The organism is Rhodospirillales bacterium (genome assembly GCA_016699855.1).
Lineage (GTDB): Bacteria > Pseudomonadota > Alphaproteobacteria > Reyranellales > Reyranellaceae.
Genome location: CP064988.1, coordinates 2,595,436 through 2,619,239 on the forward strand (window position 1 = coordinate 2,595,436; position 23,804 = coordinate 2,619,239).

The 23,804-nt window shown below is 70.5% G+C and carries 22 protein-coding genes, 1 tRNA gene and 1 pseudogene; 6 read left to right on the forward strand and 18 right to left on the reverse strand.

Features of this window, described 5'->3' with window-relative positions:
• Nucleotides 1–108: 108 nt before the first annotated feature.
• On the reverse strand, nt 109–1,455 hold the full coding sequence (aroA, locus tag IPK81_12235) for a 3-phosphoshikimate 1-carboxyvinyltransferase (protein QQS14841.1): 1,347 nt from the start codon (nt 1,453–1,455) through the stop codon (nt 109–111).
• 390 nt (nt 1,456–1,845) lie between these two features.
• Between aroA and IPK81_12240 the strand changes: the two genes are divergently transcribed.
• Complete coding sequence (locus IPK81_12240) at nt 1,846–2,208, forward strand: TIGR02300 family protein (protein QQS14842.1); 363 nt, start codon at nt 1,846–1,848, stop codon at nt 2,206–2,208.
• Between the two features lie 124 nt (nt 2,209–2,332).
• A tRNA-Ala gene (locus IPK81_12245) sits at nt 2,333–2,408 on the forward strand.
• 350 nt (nt 2,409–2,758) lie between these two features.
• Here the strand turns inward: IPK81_12245 and IPK81_12250 are convergent.
• The 3 genes and pseudogenes from IPK81_12250 to IPK81_12260 all read right to left on the reverse strand — a co-directional run bounded on the left by IPK81_12250 (nt 2,759) and on the right by IPK81_12260 (nt 5,178).
• Nucleotides 2,759–3,705 (reverse strand): annotated as a pseudogene (locus tag IPK81_12250) (IS630 family transposase).
• 86 nt (nt 3,706–3,791) lie between these two features.
• Nucleotides 3,792–4,238 (reverse strand): OmpA family protein, encoded by a 447-nt coding sequence (locus IPK81_12255; protein ID QQS14843.1) that lies wholly within the window; start codon nt 4,236–4,238, stop codon nt 3,792–3,794.
• Nucleotides 4,239–4,326: 88 nt separating this feature from the next.
• A complete protein-coding gene (locus tag IPK81_12260) occupies nt 4,327–5,178 on the reverse strand; it encodes a hypothetical protein (protein ID QQS14844.1) in 852 nt (283 codons plus the stop codon).
• Nucleotides 5,179–5,374: 196 nt separating this feature from the next.
• On the opposite strand from IPK81_12260, the gene IPK81_12265 reads away from it, so the two are divergent.
• Nucleotides 5,375–6,517, forward strand: a complete 1,143-nt coding sequence (locus IPK81_12265) for a zinc-binding dehydrogenase (GenBank protein QQS14845.1) — start codon at nt 5,375–5,377, stop codon at nt 6,515–6,517.
• A gap of 168 nt (nt 6,518–6,685) precedes the next feature.
• On the opposite strand, the gene IPK81_12270 is transcribed toward IPK81_12265, so the two are convergent.
• The 6 genes from IPK81_12270 to IPK81_12295 all read right to left on the reverse strand — a co-directional run bounded on the left by IPK81_12270 (nt 6,686) and on the right by IPK81_12295 (nt 13,435).
• Entirely contained in the window at nt 6,686–7,258 is a 573-nt protein-coding gene (locus IPK81_12270) for a hypothetical protein (protein ID QQS14846.1), read from the reverse strand.
• 343 nt (nt 7,259–7,601) lie between these two features.
• Nucleotides 7,602–7,754, reverse strand: coding sequence for a hypothetical protein (locus IPK81_12275; protein ID QQS14847.1), 153 nt, complete (start codon nt 7,752–7,754; stop codon nt 7,602–7,604).
• Nucleotides 7,755–7,948: 194 nt separating this feature from the next.
• Complete coding sequence (locus IPK81_12280) at nt 7,949–8,179, reverse strand: hypothetical protein (protein QQS14848.1); 231 nt, start codon at nt 8,177–8,179, stop codon at nt 7,949–7,951.
• 673 nt (nt 8,180–8,852) lie between these two features.
• A complete protein-coding gene (locus IPK81_12285) occupies nt 8,853–8,999 on the reverse strand; it encodes a hypothetical protein (protein QQS14849.1) in 147 nt (48 codons plus the stop codon).
• Between the two features lie 561 nt (nt 9,000–9,560).
• Nucleotides 9,561–11,834 (reverse strand): hypothetical protein, encoded by a 2,274-nt coding sequence (locus IPK81_12290; protein QQS14850.1) that lies wholly within the window; start codon nt 11,832–11,834, stop codon nt 9,561–9,563.
• 263 nt (nt 11,835–12,097) lie between these two features.
• Nucleotides 12,098–13,435 carry an MFS transporter gene (locus IPK81_12295; GenBank protein ID QQS14851.1) on the reverse strand — a complete coding sequence of 446 codons (1,338 nt, stop codon included), beginning with the start codon at nt 13,433–13,435 and terminating at the stop codon, nt 12,098–12,100.
• Nucleotides 13,436–13,809: 374 nt separating this feature from the next.
• On the opposite strand from IPK81_12295, the gene IPK81_12300 reads away from it, so the two are divergent.
• Complete coding sequence (locus IPK81_12300; GenBank protein ID QQS14852.1) at nt 13,810–15,534, forward strand: ABC transporter ATP-binding protein/permease; 1,725 nt, start codon at nt 13,810–13,812, stop codon at nt 15,532–15,534.
• Between the two features lie 254 nt (nt 15,535–15,788).
• Here the strand turns inward: IPK81_12300 and htpX are convergent, their stop codons facing one another.
• Complete coding sequence (htpX, locus tag IPK81_12305; GenBank protein ID QQS14853.1) at nt 15,789–16,736, reverse strand: zinc metalloprotease HtpX; 948 nt, start codon at nt 16,734–16,736, stop codon at nt 15,789–15,791.
• Nucleotides 16,737–16,823: 87 nt separating this feature from the next.
• On the opposite strand from htpX, the gene IPK81_12310 reads away from it, so the two are divergent.
• Together IPK81_12310 and IPK81_12315 are read left to right on the forward strand one after the other, a co-directional pair.
• The gene (locus IPK81_12310) at nt 16,824–17,048 is read left to right on the forward strand and encodes a DUF1674 domain-containing protein (GenBank protein QQS14854.1); all 225 of its coding nucleotides are present in this window, start codon (nt 16,824–16,826) and stop codon (nt 17,046–17,048) included.
• Between the two features lie 245 nt (nt 17,049–17,293).
• On the forward strand, nt 17,294–17,746 hold the full coding sequence (locus tag IPK81_12315) for a thermonuclease family protein (GenBank protein ID QQS14855.1): 453 nt from the start codon (nt 17,294–17,296) through the stop codon (nt 17,744–17,746).
• A gap of 42 nt (nt 17,747–17,788) precedes the next feature.
• On the opposite strand, the gene IPK81_12320 is transcribed toward IPK81_12315, so the two are convergent.
• From IPK81_12320 to IPK81_12350, 7 genes are all read right to left on the reverse strand, one after another.
• The gene (locus IPK81_12320) at nt 17,789–18,373 is read right to left on the reverse strand and encodes an amino acid synthesis family protein (protein QQS14856.1); all 585 of its coding nucleotides are present in this window, start codon (nt 18,371–18,373) and stop codon (nt 17,789–17,791) included.
• Nucleotides 18,374–18,410: 37 nt separating this feature from the next.
• The gene (locus IPK81_12325; GenBank protein QQS14857.1) at nt 18,411–19,544 is read right to left on the reverse strand and encodes an FAD-dependent oxidoreductase; all 1,134 of its coding nucleotides are present in this window, start codon (nt 19,542–19,544) and stop codon (nt 18,411–18,413) included.
• Nucleotides 19,545–19,563: 19 nt separating this feature from the next.
• Nucleotides 19,564–20,298 carry a metallophosphoesterase family protein gene (locus IPK81_12330; protein QQS14858.1) on the reverse strand — a complete coding sequence of 245 codons (735 nt, stop codon included), beginning with the start codon at nt 20,296–20,298 and terminating at the stop codon, nt 19,564–19,566.
• Nucleotides 20,295–21,293, reverse strand: a complete 999-nt coding sequence (locus IPK81_12335; GenBank protein ID QQS14859.1) for an ornithine cyclodeaminase family protein — start codon at nt 21,291–21,293, stop codon at nt 20,295–20,297. Before IPK81_12335 ends, IPK81_12330 begins: the two co-directional genes overlap by 4 nt.
• Nucleotides 21,293–21,703 (reverse strand): LapA family protein, encoded by a 411-nt coding sequence (locus tag IPK81_12340; protein QQS14860.1) that lies wholly within the window; start codon nt 21,701–21,703, stop codon nt 21,293–21,295. The genes IPK81_12335 and IPK81_12340 overlap by 1 nt, the downstream gene beginning before the upstream one ends.
• Before the next feature lie 95 nt (nt 21,704–21,798).
• Complete coding sequence (gene ihfB / locus IPK81_12345; protein QQS14861.1) at nt 21,799–22,134, reverse strand: integration host factor subunit beta; 336 nt, start codon at nt 22,132–22,134, stop codon at nt 21,799–21,801.
• Between the two features lie 172 nt (nt 22,135–22,306).
• Nucleotides 22,307–23,530, reverse strand: coding sequence for a Bcr/CflA family multidrug efflux MFS transporter (locus IPK81_12350; protein QQS14862.1), 1,224 nt, complete (start codon nt 23,528–23,530; stop codon nt 22,307–22,309).
• Between the last annotated feature and the right edge of the window lie 274 nt (nt 23,531–23,804).

Sequence of the window (23,804 nt, forward strand, 5' to 3'; positions counted from 1 at the left end):
TCTGTGGCTTTCAGCTTCGAAGGGCGATGACTACACGACGACCACCTCACCCTTCCGCGCTACGCGCGGGCCTTCCCCTCTCCCCGCAAGCGGCGGAGAGGGAGAAACTCACCCCTCCGCGATGTTCGCGCCGAGCGCGTTCATCATCGCGGTGAAGCCGGGGAAGCTGGTGTCGATGGGGCGGGCGTCGTCGACGGCGACGGCCGCCCTGCTCGCCATGCCCAGCACCAGGAACGCCATGGCGATGCGGTGGTCGAGATGCGTCGCCACCAGTCCGCCGCCGGCCGGCGCGCCGCCGGCGCCGTGCACGTGCAGGAAATCGGCGCCGATGTCGTGGCGCACGCCGTTCGCCGCCAGCCCGGCCGCGACGCTGGCCAGCCGGTCGCTCTCCTTGGCGCGCAGCTCCGCCACGCCGAGCATGCGCGTGGTGCCCTCGGCCACGGCGGCGGCGACGGCGAGGATGGGATATTCGTCGATCATGCTGGGCGCGCGGTGCGGCGGCACGTCGACGCCTTTCAGGCGGCCGCCGCGCACGCGTATGTCGGCGACCCGCTCGCCGCCCATCACCCGCGGGTTCTCCTCCACTAGATCGGCGCCCATCTCGCGCAACGTGGCGTAGAGCCCGGCGCGGGTCGGGTTGAGGCCGACGTTCTCCACGGTCACGTCGCTGCCCGGCAGGATCGCCGCGGCGACCACGGCGAAGGCGGCCGAGGACGGATCGCCGGGCACGACGATGTGGCGGCCGCCGGTCAGCTCGGGCTGGCCGACGATGGTGACGGCGCGGGCGCCGTCGTCGAGGACGCGCACGCGGACGGTGGCGCCGAAGCCCTCCAGCATGCGCTCGGTGTGGTCGCGGGTCAGCTCGGGCTCGACCACGGTGGTCTCGCCCGGCGTGTTGAGCCCCGCCAGCAGGATGGCGCTCTTCACCTGGGCCGAGGCCACCGGCAGGCGGTACTCGATCGGCAGCGTGATCTCCGGCCCGGTGACGGCCATCGGCAGGCGGCCGCCGGCGCGGGCGGTGAAGCGCGCGCCCATGCGGGAGAGCGGCTCGATGACGCGCAGCATCGGGCGGCCGCGCAGCGAGGCATCGCCGGTCATGAAGCTGGTGAAGGCGTGGCTGGCCAGCAGGCCCGAGAGCAGGCGGGCGGAGGTGCCGGAATTGCCCATGTCGAGCACGTCGGCCGGCTCGCGGAAGCCGCCGACGCCGGTGCCCCGCGCGCGCCAGGCGCCGGGGCCGGTCGGCTCGACCTGCGCGCCGAGCTGGCGCAGGGCGGCGGCGGTCGACAGCACGTCCTCGCCCTCCAGCAGGCCCTCGATGGTGGTCTCGCCGACGGCGATGGCGCCGAACATCAGGGCCCGGTGCGAGATCGACTTGTCGCCCGGCGCCCGCGCGCGCCCCTCCAGCCGCGCCACCGGTCGCGACACGAGTTTCAACGGGGCGGCGGCATGCGGCATGGGACGGCTCGACGGGCGGGAGCGGATGGCGTGGGGCCATCGTCTAGCACGCCGGAAGGCGGCGGGGCGACGGGGTCAAAAGCGGTCCGCGACGTGTCTTCCCCTTCTCCCCGTCATCGGGGGAGAAGGTGGCGCGGAGCGCCGGATGAGGGGCGCGCTGGTCCGATCGGACGCGACCGCCGCGAAGAGAACGAAGACCCCTCATCCGCCCTTCGGGCACCTTCTCCCCCGATGACGGGGGAGAAGGGAGGATATCGAGGGGCGCGCCTCGAGCGCCGACCCGCTTTGACAAGCGGCCGCGGGCGTGGCACACGCCCGCCTCTCCGCGCGGGACGGCCGGCTGGGCCGGTCGTCGCCGCGCGCCCGGACTCCGGCCAGCGAGGATCAGAGATGGTGAAGGCCGCGTGGGGAACCAAGCGCACGTGCCAAGGCTGCGGCGCGCGGTTCTACGACCTGAACAACAACCCGATCGCGTGCCCGAAATGCGGCCACGCGCACGACCCCGAGGATTTCGTGAAGGCCCGGCGCTCGCGCGTCTCGGCCGCGGCGGCGGCCGCCAAGGCGGCGGCGGCGGCGCCGAAGAAGAAAGCCACGGTCGACGGCGTGCCGATCGGCGAGGCCGGCGACCTGCCCGAGGTCGAGGGCGACGGCGACGAGGCGGCGATCGAGACCACGGACGACCTCGAGGACGACGACGACATCGAGGTCGAGGTCGAGATCGAGGACAAGGTCGACAAGGACGACGAGACCTGAGGACGGAGCGACGCGGCGGCCGCTAAGGCGCGGTCGCGCGGGCATTTTCGTCCTTGTCAGGCGGCGGACGCGTCCATATGTTCCGCCGCGTCCGACGCGCCCCATCGCGCCGGGCACGATTTTCGGGGCCATAGCTCAGCTGGGAGAGCGCTACAATGGCATTGTAGAGGTCAGGGGTTCGATCCCCCTTGGCTCCACCAACAAAAACAAGGGCCCGACGGGAAACCGCCGGGCCCTTCGTTTGTCGCCGCCGTCGCGATCAGACGACCAGCCACGCCACCAGCAGCACCGCGCCGCAGACGACCGAGGAGATCGCCACGACGTCGGCGAATCCGGGATCCGAGGGATCGCGCATCGCGTTGCTCCGGCATTCCCGGGGATGGGACGCGGCGCCCGCCGGCCGGTCGATTCCGGCGGCGGGCGCCTGGCGGTCCGTCGGCGGGTCGGGTGGAGGCCGTTCCCGCGCCGGATCGCCGTCGATGCAACGCCGCGACGCGCCGGACGTTGCGCGGCGCGAGCGCGCCGAGCGCGCCGCTAGAGCAGATTCCCGTTAATCGCAGCCGTAGCCTGCATGGGCGAAGAAGTTTTGACAGTCCTGCGGCTTGAAGCTCCGTAGAGCGTCCGCGGTGGCGGCCTCGAGGGTGTCGATGGTCCTGGCCGCGAGCTTGCGGACGTGCGCCTTGAGCTTGGCGAAGGCGTTCTCGATGGGGTCGGGATCCGGGGAGTAGGGCGGCAGGTAGAGCGGCGTCGCGCCGCTGGCCTCGATGGCCTGCCTGACGCCGGAGACCTTGTGGGCGGCGAGGTTGTCCATCACGACGATGTCGCCCGGGCGCAGGGCCGGGGCCAGCATCCGCTCGCACCATGTCCGGAAGGCGTCGCCGTCCATCGGCCCGTCGAGGACCATCGGGGCGAGGAAGCCGGCCAGCGTCAGCCCGCCGACGAAGGTCACGGTCTTCCAGTGTCCGTGGGGGATGGCGGCGCGGCAGCGCCGGCCTCTGGGCGCCCAGCCGCGCAGGCGCGCCATCTTGGTCGACAGCCCGCTCTCGTCGATGAACACCAGCTTCGCGGCGGCGAGGCCGGGCTGGCCTTCCAGCCACGCCCGCCGGGCCTCCTTCACGTCCGGACGCTCCCGCTCGCTGGCGTGCGCGGTCTTTTTTTATACGTCTGGCCGCGGCGGTCGAGGAACTTCCAGACCGCCGTCCGCACCACCCTCAACCCGCGCTCCGCCGCGAGCCGCTCGACCATCTCGTCGAGCGTCGTGTCGGGCTTCTCCTCCAGCGACCCCAGGATGAAGTCCGCGTGCGCGTCCAGCACCGAACCCTTCGGCTTGCCCTGCCTGGCCGGCCGCACGTCGCCCTGCGCGCGCTTCAGCCGGCCCCACGCGCCCGCCGTCGCCTTCCCGATCGAGAACCGGACCGCCGCCTCACCCGTCGACAGCCCGGCCTCCAACGCGGCGACCACCCGTTCCCGCAGATCCTGACTGTACGCCTTGCCCATCGACCCCTCCGACATCCGTCGAGGAATCGAATCATCTCCACCTCGCCTTGGGAATCCCCCGCGACTCGCGTTTCAGGGAATTCGCTCTAGCGCGCGAAGACGATGGTGACGCTGCGATCCTTGACCGACGCGTCGAGGCGGCCGAAATCGAGACCGCCGGCGGCCTCGCCCTTGGGGTCGATCAGCAGGTTCTTCGCCGGGATGCCCCGGCGCGTGAGCTCGGCGGCGACGGCCTGGGCGCGCGCCTTGGACAGGCGCTCGTTGGCCGCCGGATCGCCGATCTTGTCGGCCCGGCCGAGCAGGCAGATCTGCGCCACCTGGCGGTCCTTGGCCTTCTGCGCCGCCTCGGCGACCACCGCCGCGGCGTCGGGCCGCAGCTTGGCGCTGCCGAGATCGAACAGCACGTTGAACGGGCCGGCCATCTGCGCGCCACCGGTGTTGCGCTGGCACGGGCCGTAGCTCTGCGCGAAGGCCGGCGCGGCGGCGAGGATCGCGGCCGCCGTCAGGGCGGCGGCGAGATATGGCTTCGGCATGGACGTGGTCCTCTTCATCGGAGTGCGCCACGCCGACAACGCGGGTGGCGACGGAACGTTGCGCGCGCCGGGCCCGCCGGCCGGCGCCTCAGATGCCGAGGCGGGCGAGATTGATGGAGTCGGGGCCGTTGATGGTGGCGTCCATCGGGCTCCACGGCGTCGTCTTGACCTCGAAATCCTGCGCCAGCCCCGCGTCCTTGACCGTCTTGGCGTGGGCGTGGCGGATGACCACGACCTCCTTGTCGGCGGCGATCGCCTTGGCGTCCTTGGAGCCGAAATCGGGGTTGGGGACCGGGAAGCCGAGATCGTAGTTCCAGTTGTAGGTGTCGAACGCCGTCGAGGTCCACGACACGAACTCGATCCGGTAGACGCCCGCGCCCGCCGGGCCGGCGCCGGGCCGGGCCGACACCACGACGTCGGACTTGATGCCGAATTTGTGGAACGAGGTGAAGACGTCGAGGTAGCGCTTCTCCTGCTCGGTGATCGTCTTGGTCTCGCTGTAGCGCTTCATGATCTCGGCGAACTTCATCTGCGTGATCGTGCCCACCGGCGGGCCCTCGTACATCATCGGATAGTTGCCGGCGGCGTCCTGCGGCGGCGTCTTGTCGAACGGCGGCGACCGCTTGAGACGCGGACCGATGCCGCCCCATCTGCCCGTCTTGTGGATCTGCTTCCTGGTGAGGAACACCGTCCGCACCTCGTTCGCGAGGTAGGCCTTGACCTCCGGCAGGTCGCTGATGACCGACGCGTCGGCGGTCAGCGGCGCTCCCTTGCCGTCGAGCCAGTGCAGCAGGAACCGCGACGAGGCCGAGTTGCCGGCGCCGACGACGCTCTCGATGAACACGCCGAGGCGGCGGTAGAACGCCGCGATCTCGGCCGCCGGCTTGCCTTGGAGCGGGTCGCCCCAGTAGGCGACCACGGCGTCCCACGGACCCGCCATCGCAACCCTCCATCGCGGCGCTGCCGGACGCGCCGGGCACCGGGCGAGCCTAGGCCGGATGGCGGCCGCGCGCGAGTCCGGCGCGCGGCTCCCTGACGCGGAGGCGCGCGGCGCGCCGACGTGGATGGAATGTGCTTTAGTGCGCCGCATCGGCCGCGCCCGGGCGCGGCGCCACGTGGAACGAAGGAGAACGACCATGGCCGACATCGGTAAGCTATCGGGACTGCAGCTGCGGTCGTTGATCCGCAAGAGCGGCGAGCTCGAGCTGTCGCTGGCGCGGGTCGACATCCCCGAGCCGGGGCCCGAGCAGGTCGTGGTCCGGGTCGAGGCGACGCCGATCAATCCGTCGGATCTCGGCCTGCTGCTGGGGCCGGCCGACATGTCGACGGCGACGTCGAGCGGCAAGGGCGCCGACATCAAGGTCGTGGCCAAGGTGCCGGCGGCGGCTCTGGCCGGGCTGGCGACGCGGCTCGACGAATCGATGCCGGTGGGCAACGAGGGCGCCGGCACGGTGGTCAAGGCGGGATCGTCCGACGCCGCGCAGGCGTTGAAGGGCAAAACGGTGTCGATGGTCGGCGGCGCGATGTACGCGCAGTACCGGCTGCTGAAGGCGTCGGACTGCCAACCGCTGCCGGCCGGCACGACGGCGGCCGAGGGCGCCTCGTGGTTCGTCAATCCGCTGACCGCGCTGGGCATGACCGAGACGATGAAGCGCGAGGGCCACAAGGCGCTGGTGCACACCGCGGCGGCGTCGAACCTGGGGCAGATGCTGAACAAGATCTGCCTCGAGGACGGCATCGGCCTGGTCAACGTCGTGCGCAGCGCCGCGCAGGCGAGGATCCTGCGCGACATCGGCGCGAAGCACGTCGTCGATTCGACCTCGGCGACGTTCATGGACGACCTGACGCAGGCGCTGGTCGAGACCGGCGCCACGATCGCGTTCGACGCCATCGGCGGCGGCCGGCTCGCCAACCAGATCCTCACCTGCATGGAGGCGGCGATCAACAAGACCGCCACCACCTACAACCGCTACGGCTCGAGCGTGCACAAGCAGGTCTACATCTACGGCGGCCTCAACACCGCGCCGATCGAGCTGACGCGGGCCTACGGCATGGCGTGGGGAGTCGGCGGCTGGCTGCTGACGCCGTTCCTGCAGAAGATCGGCCGGCCGGACCAGGCGCGGCTGCGCGAGCGCGTCGTGGCCAACCTGAAGACGACCTTCGCCAGCCGCTACACGCGCGTCGTCTCGCTTCCCGAGGTGCTGGATCCCGCGAACATCGCCATCTACAACAAGCGCGCCACCGGCGAGAAGTTCCTGATCGATCCCGGCAAGGCGTGACGCGGGCCGGCGTCAGGGCTTGAGCCCGCGGGCGAGCTGTTTCAAGCCCAGCGCGATCAAGCCCATCTGGCGCGCGCCGGTCTGCATCTCGGCCGCCTCGAAATTCACCGCCGCCGTCTCCAGTAGAAGCGCGCTCATGGCCGATCCCTCCCTCGCCGGAGATGTGGACTAACGGATGGCGCCGGCGGCGCGCAGCGCGCGGCGGCGGCGCAGCAGCGTGATGATCGCGATCAGCAGCGCCGCCGCGATGCCGGCGAAGGCGATGCCCATCGACAGCGCGATGGTCGCGAACAGCGCGCCGAGGAAGCCGCTGCCGACCGCCAGCACGGTCCTGGGCTCGCGCCGCCCGTCGTCGTAGCCGGCGGTGAGCTCGTACGCGCCGGGCTGGTCGACGTCGAAAGCCAGCACCGAACGGCCCGACCGGCCGCCGAAATTGTAGGTCGAGCTGCCGCTCGGCGAGCGCACGACGAGGCTCTTGCCGGTCGCGACCGAGCGCACCGCGACGCGCATGCCCGAGATGCCGGTCGATTCGTAGACCCGGCCGTCGACCTGGCTCGTGCGCTCGTGGAAGATCGTGTAGGTGCCGGGCGTCTTGAGCTCGAGCGTGGCGCCGCCGGGCACGACGATCTGCGTCAACCCGGCGGTCATGCCGCCGGTGCGCGCGATCGCGATCCAGACGGCGCCCGCGATCGACGCGACGAATATCGCCGCCGCCACGAAGTACCAGATACGACCGGGCATCGCGCAACTCCGTCACCGCGGTCGACCGCGGCGTCGCGCGCCCGGAGCGGAAGCGAGAACGACGCGCGGACCCGGACGCGGTGTCGCGGCGATGCTGCGGGTCGATGGCGGCGATGGCAAGCGATGGATGGCGGATCGGGCGCCGCCGCGCCGGACGGATCGGAGGCCGGCGGTCCCCACGCCGCCGGCCTCGTCACCATCGAACCGATCCGTCCCCCGTGGCGCGTTCAGCGCCGCGCGTGGCGGTCCGGCGCGACGATCGGTGGCAAGCCCTCCACCGTCGTCCTTGCGCGGACCGCGTCGCGGCGGCGCGTGCGCGCCCGGCGGACGGATCGGGCTTGCGTCAGACCAGCCGCGGCGCGACCAGCAGCAAGAGCGTCACCAGCAGCGGCAGTCCGGCGGCGACCGACCAGCCGGCCGACAGACCTTGATGCGTGGCGGTCCGCGCGACGGCGCGGGCGGGAGTCTTGGTGCTCGAGATACGGTCGACTGGCATATCGAAATTCCTCCATCCGGCGCCCGTGGCGCCGGACCGATCAACTACCGACGATAAACGGGAGAACGGCGCCGATCACGAAGCACGAGACGGCCAGAAGGGCCGCCGTCATCAGAAGCAGCGCGGCCGAGGCCCCGCCGTCGGCCCGCTGGCCGTGTGGAAGCGCTTTCATGGCCGGCGTTCCGCGTCGTGGTTCAGATGTGGGTGACGAGGAGGATGCAGCAGGTCAGCGCCGCCGCGGCGGCCGCCGATTCCCAGTGTCCTTCGACGTACTCGCGAAACCGCTCGGAAAACGGCGGTACCCAGTGTCCTTCGACGAATTCACGGAATCTCTCGGACATCATCGTCTCACCTTCCTGATATTTTTGGTGCGACGTCGTCCGACCGACTGAGGTGCCCTCCGATTCCAGCGCGGCTTTCTCCACCCATGGAAGCCACCTACAGGCGGCGGTCCACGTTCGAGCCTCGTCCGGCGACCCTGTTTTCCGTCCCCACGGCAAACCTGGTCGATGTCGGCGGTAACCATCTGGGAAGGCGGTGTGCTCACCGCCGAGGGCCAACTACGCGACCCACCCCTTCACCCGGCAAAATCGATGTCGTCCCACACCTTCGATCAAGTCTTGAGGACCGCAAACCGGTCCCATACACATTGCTTGCTTATGCCCCGTCACGACCCTGTTATGAGCCGCGTTCCGCCTCACGGCGGACCTCGCTTTATTGCGGCAAATTCGACCTTGGGGCAACCTGATTCCCCAAGCTGTTGATTTATAACAATTTATGGCATCGGTATACTATCGTTAAAGCAGCGTAAATAACCTTCGCTTGATGAAAAAACACTAATTATATCAATTAGTTAATTACCAGTTCTGCCGGCCAACTCAATTTTGCCGTCTACGGAGATCTAGCGCCCGGGAAGTGATGAATTTCGACCGATCATCGGAAAATTCGCGGTCGCGGCAGCCCTGAACGAAAAGACGGGAGATCCTCGCGGATCTCCCGTCCCCCCCCTCCCACGGGTCACGTCTCGCGTGTCCGCGCGCGGGATTTCCGTGCGTCCAGTCCAGCGCCGGCGGCGTCCGCCGTGCGTGTCCGTCGAGCTCAGGTCAGCGTCACGCCCGGCGTCAGAAGCGACGCGACGCACAACACGCCCAGCGTCGACGCCAGGACCAGAACGGTCGCGTGCAGCGCCATGCTCGTGATCCGGCGCCAGTCCAGCCCGCCCTCGAGATCGATGCCGAAAACCATGGCTGCCTCCTTGGCTGCGCGCCGTCCTGACGGGATGGCGCGGAATTCAGTCGTGCCGGCGTCGGATGACGCGCGGATCGCGTGGCGCGGATGAGGACCGTGACCGTCGTCGAACCCCTCGCAGTCGCATCTCGCCCGCCGTCGCGGGGCGCCGCCATCGATCGCCGTCGGAGAGAGAGACGAGACGAGCGGGTATCTGCCTGGCGGTAGTCACGCTCCCTGTCCCGTGTCGACAGCCGGCCCTTGGGGAGAGCCGGAACGGGCGAGAGTGCTCCAGTGAGGGATTTACGGCGCGACGCGTCGCGCCGAGGCGATCACTATCGATGTCCTTCCATGCTTTTGGTTTCAAAACATCCGGACCAGAAAATCGTCGGCCCGGTACGCTGAAAACGCCGAAAACACCCGAGACCATCGCTCCATCGCGGAGATGGAGGCATCGCGCCGGAAATTTCGGCCGACGCACCTTCCTATCAATTCGTTAGTAGAATGTCAAACAAATCTACTAACAGACTGTGATTATTGTGTATTAGTCTCGCCGTATTGCTGCGGCCATCAGCGCCCTCAGCCGATGTACCCGGCGAAGACGAAGCCGCCGAGACCTCCGCGCGCGGCGTCATCCCAGGTGAACAGCTCCTGCTGCCGGTCGAGGATCGAGGCGTCGCTGTTCCACATCGTGATATCGACCACGGTCCTGGGATCGAACACGATGGTGGCGCCGCCGACCGTGATCGTGACGCTGGTGGCGCTGGTGTAGGTGATGCTGACCTCGCCGCCGGCGCCGGCGCCGGTGTGCGCGCCGAGCAGATATCCGAGCGACAGACCCGTGGTGCCGCCAGTCTCGTTGACGCCGGATCCCGCGACCATGCCGCTGGAATCGTAGGTGCCCCACAGCACGATGTGGTTCACGCGGTCGGCCGCCGAGGCCCAGCTCTCGACCAGCGTCGTGTAGGCGTCGGAACTGCTGATGTAGTACCAGTCCTCGCCGGCGCCGCCGTTGAGGATATCCGGCGTGCCAGACGTGCCGCCGCTGCCGCCGTAGAGGTAGTCGTTGCCGGAGCCGGCGACGATCGTGTCGACGCCCGCGCCGCCCCAGATCGCGTCGTTGCCGCCGCCGGCGTCGATCGAGTCGTTGCCGGCGAATACCGAGATCACATCGTCGCCGATGCCGCCGAACACGCTGTCGATCCCGCTGCCGGCGACCAGGCTGTCGTAGGTGACGAAGTAGTCGTTGCCGCCGCCGAGATCGACGGTGACGGTGCCGTAGGTACCGGACAGGAACAGATCGTCGTTGCCGTCGGTGCCCGCGCCCGCGCCGTCGCCGTAGATGACGGCGTTGCCCGAGGTCATGTGGAAGCGCATGACGTCGTCGCCGGCGCCGCCATAGGCGAGGTCGATGTTGCCGTAGTCGCGCAGCGCGTCGTTGCCGTCGCCGCCGTAGAGGCGGTCGCGGCCGCCGTCGTCGGTGGCGTCGGCGTCGCCGCCGAACAACGTGTCGTTCCCGCCGGCGGCGTAGAGCGTGTCGGTGCCGTCGCCGCCGTACATCGTGTCGGCGCCGTCGCCGCTGCCGGCGACGCTGACGCCGTTCAGGTCGCCGTAGAGGACGTCGTTGCCGAGGCCGCCGAACAGCCGGTCGTCGGCGCCGCCGGAATTGCCGCCGCTCGACAGCTCGCCGCCGACGACCAGGTCGTTGCCCGAGCCCGACGCGATCACGTCGTTGCCGTCGCCGCCGACGATCGTGATGTTGGTCGCCAGCGAGGTGTAGGCGGACGTTCCCGTGACGTCGACCATCGAGACGACGTCGGCGCCGGCGCCGGCGAGAATCACCTCGATCTGGTTGACGCGCGCCGTCGCCGAGGTCTGCGCCACACCGCCGATGTAGAGATCGTCGGTGTTCATGACGATCAGGTCGGCGCCCGAGGTGGCGACGAGCGTGTCGCCCGTAGGCGACGCCACCGTGCCGCTGGTCAGGTCGCCCTCGAACCGGTCGTAGGACCAGTTGCGTCCGGCGGTGCTGTCGGTGGTGATCGTGAACGCCGCGCTCGAGCCGTCGCCCAGCCGCACCGTCGACGCGGTGCCGGCGGCGATGGTGCGGTCGGCGTCGAAGCCGAGGATGTCGGCGCCGTCGCCGCCGATCAGCGTGTCGTTGCCGGTGCCGCCGTAGAGGGAGTCCGCGCCCGCCTCGCCGTTGAGCGTGTCGTTGTCGGCACCGCCGAACAGCGTGTCGGCCACGCCGGATGCGTTGTTGTTGAAGTGATCGCCCCACAGCGTGTCGTCGCCGGCGTCGCCGTACATCGTGTCGGCGCCGGTCGTGCCCAGCACGGTGGTGTAGTCGATATCGCCGCCGAGGATGTCGTTGCCGACGCCGCCGTACACGAGGTCGGCGCTCGCGCCGCCATAGAGGGTGTCGTTGCCCACCTCGCCGTAGACCGTGTCGACCCAGCCGGCGGTGGTGTTGACGCCGCCGAACAGGAAGTCGTCGCCGTCGCCGCCGAACACCGTGTCCTGGCCGTCCGAGGCCGCCGCAGTGTCGCGCTCCGTCCCACCGTAGATGATGTCGTCGTCGCTGCCCGACAGCAACGTGTCGACACCGGCGTCGCCGAACAGGATATCGTCGCCGCTGGAGCCGCCGTGCGAGATGAGGTCGTTGCCGTCGCCGCCGTACGCCGTGTCGTTGCCGTCGCCATCGATGATGGTGTCGTTGCCTGTCCCGCCGTAGATCGTGTCGTTGCCGCCGCCCGCGTTAAGCGTGTCGCGGCCGCCGCCGCCATAGGCGGTCTCGTTGCCGGAACCACCAGTCCAGCTCTCGTTGCCTCCGCCACCGAAGAAATTGGCCATCACGGCGCTCCCGAAATCCGCGGGTCGCCGCCACGGCGCCAATCGCCCCGGCGGCGGGCCCGGCGGCGCGGACAGGTCCGCGCGTTCGAGCCCCTGAAAAATATCTCCCGGGCCAAAACGCCCGCCCGGCAGGTCGAAATAGATGGCGCCGCCCCCGGCGCCCGGAGCGGACGCGACAGGAGTGTCGCCACATGGAACTGCTATATTAGCTGAGAGTCTATGTCAACAAAATGTTGCATATATATGTAAACTAATGGTTTTTTCTATTTGATCCGCAATCTAGCGGCGTAGAACCCGTCCAGCCCTCCGCGTTCGGGCCAATGGCAGGGGAGCGTCCGGAGATCGCCCGCAGCGGTGATGGCTGTTTCCAGCCCCGGCAGTTCCTCGGGCCGGACGGGAATCCGGGTGACCGGCAGGCGCGCCAGCGCCGCCTCGATCCGCGCCGGACCTTCCTCCGGCTGCAGCGAACACACCGCGTAGACCAGTGTTCCGCCGGCCGGCAGCATCCCCACGGCGGCGGCCAGAAGGCGGTCCTGCGCCAGCGACAGCCGCGCCACGTCCTCGCGGTCCTTCAACCACGCGATGTCGGGATGGCGCCGCAAGGTGCCGGTGGCGGTGCAGGGCGCGTCGAGCAGGATGGCGTCGGGCGCCGCCGTCGGGCGCCACCTGGTCGCGTCGGCGGCGATCAGCTCGGCCGTCAGTCCGACGCGCTTGAGATTCTCCCCGACCCGCGTCAGGCGGCGTGGCGAGAGATCGACGGCGGTGACGCGGGCGCCGGCGGCACAGAGCTGCATCGTCTTGCCACCGGGCGCGGCGCAGAGGTCCAGCACCGACCGGCCGGCGACGTCGCCGAGCAGGCGCACCGGCAACGCCGCCGCCGCGTCCTGGACCCACCACGCGCCGTCGGCGAAACCCGGCAGATCCTCGATCCGGCCGCCGGCGGCGCGCCGCAACGTGCCGGTCGGCAGGAGCTCGGCCTCGAGCAGCGTCGCCCAGGTCTCGGCGCCGCCTTTGACGCTCAGATCGAGCGGCGCTTCGTGCAGATGCGCCGCGGCGATGGCGCGGGTGGTGGCCTCGCCATAGGCGGCGACCCACGATTCCCACAACCATGATGGCGTGTTGAGCCGCGCGGGATCGGCGCCGTCCGCGCCGTCGGGCGAGGCGCCGTCGCGGTCGCGCGCGACGCGCCGCAGCACGGCGTTGACCAGCCCCTTGAGGTGGCGCTGCCCGATCGACTCGACCAGCCGCACCGACGTGTCGACCGACGCGTGCGCGGGCGTGGCGAGGAACAACAGCTGGGCGACGCCCAGCCGCAGCGTGTCGAGCGTGGCCGCGGCCTTGGGCGGCAACGGCGTCTCGAGCCGCGACGCCAGCGTCGCGTCGATCTCGCCGAGACGGCGCAGGGTCGTGGCCAGCAGCAGGCGCACGAAGGCGCGGTCGCGCGGATCGAGCGCGGCGAAGCCGGCGTCGCGCGCCAGCGTGTCGTCCAAAGGCTGCTCGCGGCGCAGCACCGCGTCGAGCACGGACAACGCCACCCGGCGCCCGATGATCGGATCGGCGGCGGGTGGGGATGACGCTGATGGCGGCGGCGACGTCGGCATGTCGCGACGACAATACCCCGGGCGTCGCGCGAGGGCGACGGCCGCCATCCGGGCGGGCGCCGTGTTACGGCGTCAGAGCGTCTCCACCATCGCGCCCACGACGCCCAACGTCATGGCGACGCAAACGGCGAGCGCGAAAGCCGCGGCTACATACACGCCGATCTCCTCGCCTCGATTGAATTACCACTATAGCGCGTATTCCCATTGCGCGCAAGAATATCCTGGCAATCATCTGTAATAGAACGATTTGTTAGTCGATTCCGCATCCCTCGCGAAGACCGGGCAGGCGGGCGGCGCGACGGACGGGGGAACGCGGTATGGTCCGCGCGCCGCGCGCCAGGGGATGCGCGGCGACGCCCGAGCCGAGGACCGCCATGCCCGCCCGCCGCCGCTTCTTCCGCGATCTCGCGACGCTCGCGACGCCGTATTTCCGTTCCGAGGACCGCTGGCCGGCCTTGGCGCTGGGCGTGCTGGTGATCGGGCTGACGCTGGGAACCGTCGGCGCCGAGGTGCTGTTCAACGCCTGGTACGGCAAATTCTACAATTCGCTCGAGGCCAAGAACGAGGACGATTTCTGGTCGTCGATGTGGATGTTCGCGTGGCTGGCGCCCGTCTATGTCGGCGCTTTCCTCGCGCAGTACACGGTCAGCCAGACGCTGCAGCTGCGCTGGCGGCGCTGGATGACGGCGGCGTATCTCGAGCGCTGGCTGGCGGGCCGCGCCTACTACCATGTCGAGCTGACGCGCGGCGCCGACAACCCCGACCAGCGCATCGCCGAGGACGTCCGCAAATTCGTCGACTACACCGTCGAGCAGACGCTGGGCGTGCTGGGCGCCGTCGTCACCTTCATCTCCTTCGTGGCGCTGCTGTGGAATCTCGGCGGGCCGATCACGCTGGCGCTGGCCGGCGGCAGCGCGACGGTGCCCGGCTACATGGTCTGGGTCGCCATCGTCTACGCCGTGGTCGGCACCGCGCTGGCGCACCTGGTCGGCCGGCCGCTGATCGCGCTCAACTACCAGAAGGAGAAGCTGGAGGCCGATTTCCGCTTCGACCTCGTGCGCGTGCGCGAGAACGCCGAGGCTATCGCGCTCTACCGCGGCGAGCGCCACGAGCGGCCGGCGCTGGTCGCGCGCTTCGGCCGCGTCATCGACACCCTCTGGCGCATCATCGTGGCGCGGCTGCGCCTCAACACCTACTCGCTGACCTACACCCAGATCGCCATCATCTTCCCCTACATCGTCGCCGGTCCGCGGTTCTTCGCCGGCGCCATCACGCTGGGCGTGCTGATGCAGATCACGCAGGCCTTCGGACAGGTGCAGAGATCGCTGTCGTACTTCGTCGACAACTACCGCGAGATCGCGGAGTGGCGCGCGGTGATGGAGCGGCTGAGCGGCTTCGAGGACGCCATCGCCGCCGCCGCCGCCACGCCGGCGGGTCCGACCGTGCGCGAACACGACGGGCCGGATATCGCGGTCGAAGGCCTGACGCTGTCGTTGCCGGACGGCGGCGCGGCGCTGATCGAGGAGTCCGCGCTCGCGCTGCGGCCGGCGGAACGCGCGCTGGTGATGGGTCCGTCCGGCGGCGGCAAGAGCACGCTGCTGCGCGCGCTGGCCGGCATCTGGCCGTTCGGCCGCGGAACGGTGCGCGTGCCCAAGGGCGCGCGGGCGTTGTTCCTGCCGCAGAAGACCTATCTGCCGATCGCCTCGCTGCGCGAGGCCGTGCGCTATCCCGATCCCGCCACGCCGGCCGACGACGCCGCGATCCGCGACGCGCTGGCGGCGGTGCGCCTCGGCCATCTCGCCGGCAGGCTCGACGAGGTCGCGCACTGGGCCCGGGTGTTGTCGCCGGGCGAGCAGCAACGCCTGGCGGTGGCGCGCGCGCTGCTCTACCGGCCGGACTGGCTGTTCCTCGACGAGGCGACCGCGTCGGTCGACGAGGAGACGGAGCGGGCGCTCTACGACACGCTGCGCGAGCGCCTGCCCGACGCGGCCATCGTCTCGGTCGGCCACCGCTCGACGCTCAAGGCGTGGCACGACCGGCTGATCACGCTCGGCCCCGGCGCCGACGGCCGCGGCCGCCTGGTCGAGACGCCGGCATGATTGCCGGTAGCGCCTCTCCTCCCTTCTCCCCCGTCTTCGGAGGAGAAGGTGCCCGAAGGTACGCCGCGGCAGCCGCGGCGGGGATGAGGGGTCTTCGTCTTCAGCAATGCCGTGTTCGTGCGCGATGACGGCGATCCCGTGTGACCGCCGCGCAGCGCCTCTCATCCGGCGTTACGCGCCACCTTCTCCCCGCGAAGACGGGGGAGAAGGGAAGATATGCCGTGGCCGTCTGGTCGAGGCGACCGCCGCCCCGCTCAACCCCACGGACCGCGCGGACGCGGCGGCGGAGTGGCGCCCCACGGGCTAGCCGCCGCGGCGGACGGATACCGGCCGCGGCCCACCGGCGGCATGGCGGCGGCCATCGCGTGCAGCCGCGCGATGCGCTCGGCCATCGCGGGATGGGTCGAGAACAGGCTGGCGAGGCCCTCGCCCGACAGCGGATTGACGATGAACATGTGCGCCGTCGCCGGATTGCGCTCGGCCGGATAGTTCGGCACGCCGCCGCGGGCGATCGTCTCGAGCTTGCCCAGCGCCGAGGCCAGCCACAGCGGGTTGCCGCAGATCTCGGCGCCGCCGCGGTCGGCCTCGTACTCGCGCGAGCGGCTGATCGCCATCTGCACGAGGCTGGCGGCGATCGGCGCCAGGATCATCATCGCCATGCCGACGATCGGGTTCGGCCGGTCCTCGCCGTTGCGGTGGCCGCCGAACATCGACGAGAACGCGAAGATGCTGCCCAGCGCGCCGATCGCGCCGGAGATGGTCGCCGCCACGGTCATGGTCAGCGTGTCCCGGTTCTTCACGTGCGCCAGTTCGTGCGCCATGACGCCCGCGACCTCCTCGCGGCTCAGTCCGTTCAGCAGGCCGGTGGTCGCGGCGACGGCGCCATGGGCCGGCGAACGGCCGGTGGCGAAGGCGTTGGGCTGGTCGCTGTCGATGATGTAGACGCGCGGCATCGGCATGTCGGCGCGCGCCGCCAGGTCGCGCACGAGGTTGTAGTAGCCCGGCGCGTCGTCCGGTCCGACCTCGCGCGCGCCGTACATGCGCAGCACGATCGAATCGCTGAACCAGTACGACACGAAATTGCCGACCAGCGCGAAGCCGAGCGCCATCAGCATGCCGCCCTGGCCGCCCAGCGCGTAGCCGACGACGAGGAACAGCGCGGTGAGCGCGGCGAGCAGGAGACCGGTGCGCAGATGGTTCATCGAAATCCTCCAGACGCGGGGAAGATGGTCCTTCGCGGCGGCGGATCAAGGCTTGGCGGCGGGCGCCGGCGGGGCCATATCCATCCAATGAGCGACGAGACCTCCGGCGCCAAGCCGTCCGCCCCCGATCCGGAACCGGCCGCCGGCCGCCTCAAGACGCACGTCGTCGCGCCGAAGCCGGCGCCGGCGGCGGCGAAGCCCGCGGCGCCGGCCGCGCCCGCCGCCAAGGTCGAGGAGATCGGCGGCCCGCCCGGCCCCGAGCCGACCCGCTACGGCGACTGGCAATACGGCGGCAAGGTCACCGACTTCTAGAGCGTCCTGATCGACTGGAATAAACCCGTCCTCCCGAGCGCGGCGAGGGATCTTTCCACCGCTGAACAATCCCTCGCCGCGCTCGGGATGACGGCGGAGCGTGCCCGACGGCGCGCATCGAGCGAATCGGGCTGTGCTCCCGACGCCCGCCGCGCCTTCGCCACCGTTCAGACACGCGAATGCCGCCTGCCGAACCGGGGATGGCCCGGACGCGCCGCGCGTACGCATAGGACCGGAGAGGTGCCATGCGTCGTGTCGTGTTCGTGCTGTCGCTGGTCGCGCTCGCGGCCGGTGGAATCGTCACCGCCGGTGCCGATAGCGGACGGTCGCCGCTCAGCGGCCCGATCCCGGGCTTCGTCGAGCGCGTGGTCGACGGCGACACGCTGCGCGTGCGCGCCCGCATCTGGCTGCGCCAGGAGCTGGTGACCGACGTGCGGCTGCGCGGCGTCGACACGCCGGAGCTGCACGGCCGTTGCCCGGAGGAACGACAGCGCGCCCGCGACGCGCGCGATTTCGTGGTCGAGCGCGTCGGGGGCCGCGAGGTGTGGCTGCGCGATCTGTCGGAGGACAAGTACGGCGGCCGCATCGTGGCGCGGCTGTCGACGCGCGACGGCGCCGATCTCGGCGCCGCCTTGCTGGAGCGCGGCCTCGCGCACGTCTACGGCGGCGGCCGCAGGGACGGCTGGTGTCCGAAGTGACGCGGCGGATACAGGTCCTGAGACGGCGGATGATCCGCTGCGCTACCGCTGCCCGTCCCACAGCTTGATCTCGGCGGGCGTGAGGCCGCCGACGCGGGCGTGGGGGCGGCCGCCAATGGCCAGCGCCACGATGTAGACGATCTCGTCGGGACGCGGCCCGTCGGGCACACGGAACTCGATGGCGTCGAAATGGCTGCGCACATAGGCGGCGTTGGCGTGGTGCAGCGGGATGTCGATGGTGGCGCCGGCGGCGGCGACCTTCACCGTGGAGGGCACGATCGCCTTGGCGCCGCCCATCGCCTCGCGGATGCCGTAGCCCGAGGGCTGGTGCCACAGCGCGGCGTGCTCGAGCTCGCCGGCTGTCCCGACGATGGCACCCTTGCCGTAGGACTCGATCTCGGCGCCGCGGGCGCCCAGCGCCGCGATCAGGCGGCGCGTGATGTCGACGGCCAGCGGCTCCAGCGCCTTCATCATCGGCTGGATGTCGGGCTCGTAGGCGCCGGCGTAGGGGTTGCGGATCACCGCGCCGATGGCGCCCTTGCGCACCGGCTCGTCGAGCGGCGCGCCGCCGTCGTGCCACGTCTCCTCGACGGCGGTGACGATCTTGCGGATTTCGACGTCGGCCATGCTGGCGTTCCTCCCCCCGGAGAACAGGCGCGCGATCCTACGACATTTCCCCCGCCGCGTAGCGCGTGAACGCGTCCGCCGCGCGGCGGCCGGCGACCATGTCGGCGAAGGCCTCGCCGAGGCAGGCGGCGAATTTGAAGCCGTGGCCGGAGCAGTTCGACATCGCCCACGCGGCGCGGCCCAGCGGCAGCGAGCGGAACGTCTCATGCCCGTCGCGGATGTCGACGGTGTAGTAGCAGACCTTGCCCTCGGCGATGCGGTAGCGGTCGAGATCGCGCAGCCGGCCCCGCGCCTGCTCGACCACCTCCAGCGTCTCCTCGGCTGACGCGACGCGCGGATCGGCGGCGGGATCGCCGACTCGGCTGAACAGGTGGTCGCCGATCTTCAGCCGGGTGCGGGTGCCATCGGGCCGCGCCACCGGCGGCACGAGGTAGAAGCCGCTATCGGCGCCGACCGACAGCAGCGAAGGATGCTCGGCCCAGCCGCGCGCGAGATCGTCGGGCAGATCGATGTAGGCCACGACCTGGCGCGACGGCTCGACCAGTTTCCCCATCGACGGCGCGATCGCGCCCACCCAAGCGCCGGCCGCCACCAGCACCAGATCGGCCGCGAGGCGTTCGCCGCCCGCCAGCGTCGCCGCGGCGGCGTCCAGGTCGATGTCGACGACGCGCGTGTCGGCGCGCAAGGTCGCGCCGCGCTCGGCCAGCCAGCGCGCCAGCGCCACGACGATGCGGTCGGCCAGCAGAACGCCGCCCTCCGGCGACAGGAACGCCGTCTCGATGCCGGCGGGATCGATCATGGGATAGCGCTCGCCGAGCTGGCGGGCGCTGAACACCTCGACCGGATAGCCCTCGGCGCGCAGCAGCGCGAGCGACTCCGCCTGCCGGTCGTCGCCCCGCGCGCTCAGCGACAGCGAGCCGGTGTCGACGCACAGCTTGACGCCGAGATCGTCCCAGCAGCGGTTCCACGCCGCGTAGGCGTGCGTGATCATCCGCATGTAGCCGGTCTCGGTGCCGTAGGGCCGGCGGATCAGGCGGTGCGAATCGACCGACGTGCCCTGCGGATTCGGAATCGGCCCCTGCTCGACGACCGTGACGCGGTGCCCGTCGCGCAGCAGCGCCCGCGCGGCCGACAGGCCGATGATTCCGGCGCCGATGATGAGGACGTGCATCGTGCCCGCGCCTCCGCCGTCAGTTCCAGCCGGTCGCGAGCCAGCGCGCCCAGTCGTCGCGGCCGTTGGCGGCGGCCTGGCGAGCGGCGGCGTGCCAGTCGTAGTCCAGCTCGACATGCTCGACGCGCCAGCCGTGGCGGCGCTTCTCGATCACGGCGTAGCGGGCGTGCGGCGAGCCGATTTCGACGGCGTGCGGATTCGGTTCGACGTCGGTGTAGGCCTGCAATCCGACGCTGCCGGGATTCACCACGAGCCGCCCGTCCGCCAATCGCAGGCTGCGCGGCACATGGGTGTGGCCGCACAGAATCACCTCGGCGCGGCAGTCGCCGGCGCGCTGGGTGACGGTGTCCAGTGTCGCGCGCCGCGTGGTCGCCCCGTCGACGTCCTCCATGAAGTAGACCAGGTCGCTGCCAGGCGTGCCGTGGCACATGAACACCGCGTCCGACGGCCTCAGCGTCTCCGGCAGCGCGCGCAGCCAGCCGCGCTCGCGGTCGCCCAGCGCGCCACGCGTGAACGCGTCGGTCCTGCCGAGCCTCGCCGCGGGATCGTCGAGCACGTGCCGCTCGTGGTTGCCGCGGATGGTCGGCAGGTCGAGCGGGATCAGGATGCCGGCGGTGCCGACGGGATCGAGCGGCCCCGACAGGATGTCGCCGAGATTGACGGTCGCATCGACGCCGCGTCTGAGGATGTCGTCGAGCACGGCCTCCAGCGCGAGGCGGTTGCCGTGGATGTCGGAGATCGCCGCGATCCTCACGGGCGCTCGACCGCCAGCTCCGCCGCGGCGAGATCCTCGAGCGCGCAGCCGACCGATTTGAACAGCGTGATCCCGCTCCCGTCACGGGGCTCGCGGCCGCGGTGGCGGCCATGGGCGAGGTCGAACAGGTCGGCCAGCACGTCGTCCTCGTCGATCTCGCCGGCTTGCAACGGCTGCACGATGTCGCCGGCCTCCTTCAAGGCGCCGGCCTTGGTGTCGACGAACACCATCGCGGCCCGCACCGCGGCGTCGTCGCTCTCGCGCATCGCGGGCGTGTAGGCGCCGACCAGATCGACATGCGCGCCGGGCCTAAGCCAGGCGCCCTCGACCAGCGGCGTCTTCGAGAGCGTCGCGCACGAGACGATGTCGGCGCCGCGCACGCCGGCCTCTCGGTCGGCGGCGGCGCGGACGGTCACGGCGCGGCCCAGCGCCTTGGGCAACGACTCCGACAGCTCGCGCGCCAGAGATTCGGCGTGCGCCGCCGTGCGGCCCCAGATCGCGACGTCGCGGATCGACGGCCGCACCTTGCAGTGGACGCGCGCAAGATGGGGCGCCAGCGCGCCGGTGCCGATCACCAGCAGCGAGGCGGCGTCCGTCCGGGCCAGATAGCCGGCCGCCAGACCTGACGCGCACGCGGTGCGGCGCTTGGTCAGCATGGTGCCGTCGAGCAGCGCCAGCGACGCGCCGGTGGCGCCGTCGAGCAGCAGGTACTGGCCGTAGATCGCGGGCAGCGATTTCAGACCGTTGTCGGGGAACACCGTCACGATCTTCACGCCGATGCGGCCAGTGGCGCCGCCGCGATCCTTGGGCGGCGTCGCCCACGCGGGCATCAGCAGCAGCATGGCGTCGGCCGAGCCGGGACCGGTCGCCGCGGGGATGGGGTGATGGTGGCGCACCGGCATCTCGACGCCGGCGCGGAAGGTGTCGCGCAGGCGGTCGATCAGGGCGAGATCGTCGAGCGCGGCGTCGACCTCGTTGGCGTCCAGGATGCGCATCAGCGGACGACCTTGGCGGCGTCGGCCGCGTCGGGATCGACCAGGGCGGCCTGGCGCTCCAGCGCGCGGATCTCGGTGGTCGACGCGGCGGCCTTGCCCGCCGCCTTGGCGGTCTCGGCGTCGCGCTGCGCGAGTTCGGATTTGAGACGGGCGACCTCGCGGCCCAGCCGGTCGGCCTCCTCGCCGCGTTCGCGCCCGATCCGACGGTGCTTGCGGCCGGTGAACCAACCCATGCTCAGGCCGACCAGCACGCCGATCAGCAGCATCAGGACGATGACCAGGAACAGCGGCATCACCCAGATGTCGGGTAACGGCCAGAAGCGTAGCTCGACCAGCTCGCGGTTGCTGACGGCGAACACCGCGCCCATCAGCATGAACGCCGCGAGCAGGATGCGGGAGAGGGTTTTCATGACGCCAGCCTAGCCGGCCGGCGCGCCGCCGCAAAGGCTGGGGGCGGGACGTGTCGTCGCGAGATTGTCGGCGGCGAGGTCGCCGCGCCCGCGGTTCAGCGCAGTTTGGTCGCGTCGACGAAGATGCCCTGCGTCGCGAGCTGCGCCGCGAATTCCTTGTTGATGCGGTCGCGGAGATCCTTGCCGGTCTTGAAATACGGCACTTTCTTTTCCGAAACAGACACTTGCTCGCCCGTGCGCGGATTGCGGCCGGTGCGCGAATCGCGCTGCTTCACCGAGAACGCGCCGAAGCCCCGCAACTCGACCCGGTCGCCGCGCGCCAAAGCGCTGGCGATCTCGTCGAAGATCGTCGCCACGATGCGCTCGACGTCCCGCTGGTACAGGTGCGGATTGAGCGCCGCGAGCTTGGCGATCAGTTCCGATTTCGTCATGGCGAAGGAAAACCCCGCGGTCGGTCGGACGGACGATGGTCCGACGAAGGAACAATAACTTGCTGCATTATGCCGAAAACCACGCGAGGCGTCAATCCTATGTCATTGGAATATCGGTGTTTTTTGGCGGGCTGGAATCGCTCCGCCCGGCCGGCCGGAGACGGCGCCCCCTCTAGGCGCGTACCAGCGCCCGGTGCGCGGTGAAGCAGAGGACCCCGCCCAGCCCCATGAACGCGGCCATCGGCAGGATGGTGCCATCAAGAAGATGGCCGACCGCGACGCCGAAAACGGCGCCCAACCCGAACTGGGTCAATCCGAGCAGGGATGAGGCGGTTCCAGCCATGTGCGGGAAGCGTTGCATCGCGCTGGCGGTGGAATTGGGCGCCACGACGCTCATCGAACCGACCAGCGCCATGCACAAGGGAATGAAGGGCCACGGCCCGAGCATACCGGTCCGGGTCTCGACCACGCCGGCGACGATCAGCGCCGAACCGGCGATCAACGGCACCCAGACGACGCGGCGCAGGACCGGGCCGGCGCCGAACCGGCGCGCCATGCGGCTGTTGAGAGTGGCGCCGGAGATCATCGTGACGATGTTCAGGCCGAACAGCAGGCCGTACTCGCGCGGCGTGAAGCCGTAGCGGTCGATGAACACGAAGGACGAGCCGGAGATGTAGGAGAACATCGCCGCGAACAGGAAGCCGCCGGTCAGCCCGTAGCCGACGAAATCGCGCGTGGTCGCCAGAGCGACGTAGCGCCGTGCCAGCGGACCCGGCGTAAGCTTCTGAATATGCTCGGGCTTCAAGGTCTCGCGGGTGCCCAGACCACCGGCCAGCAGGCAGGTGATCCCGAAACCGGTGAGCAACCAGAAGATGGCGCGCCAGCCGAAGCGCTCCAGCAACTCGCTGCCGACGAGCGGCGCCAGCATCGGCGCCAGACCGACGCAAGCCATCATGATCGACATGACCTGCGCGGCGCGGTCGCGCTCGGCCAGATCGCGCACCATCGCGCGGGCCATCACCGAACCGGCGCAGGCGCCCAGTCCCTGGAGGAAGCGCAGCGCCACGAGGTAGCCGGAATCGGCGGCCAGCGCGCAAAGCGCGCTAGCGACGGTGTAGAGCGCCACCCCGCCCAGCAGGACCGGCTTACGGCCGAAGCGGTCGCCCAACGGCCCGTAGACGATCTGCCCGAAGCCGAAGGCGATCACGAAGGCGGTCAGCGTGAGCTGGATATCCGCCGGGGTGCCGCGGAAATCGCGCGCCAAGGTCGGCAGCGCCGGCAGATACATGTCGATCGACATCGGCCCGAACGCCGAGAGCAGCGCCAGCAGCGCGATCATGCCCGGCGTCATCGGGTCGCGGCGCGGCGTGGCGGCGGGAAGGGGAGCGGGCGGCATGGATCCGTCGGTACGACCGGGCGGGAGATCGGCGCCGCCGCGCGCGCCCGTGTAGCAGGCCGCATCGCCCGGCCCAACCCCGCCACGTCGAGCCGGCGATGGGTCCACCATGTCGCCGCACGGTGTCCACCAAGTCTCCGAACGTTCCGGGACGGGATGATCCGCGGGCGCATCGACGACGCCGCGCCGTGACCCTGGGCATTTGGGGTCAGGCCTGCAAAACGGCATTTTTCCCGACGCGCGCGACCAAATTTGCCGTTTTGCAGGCCTGACC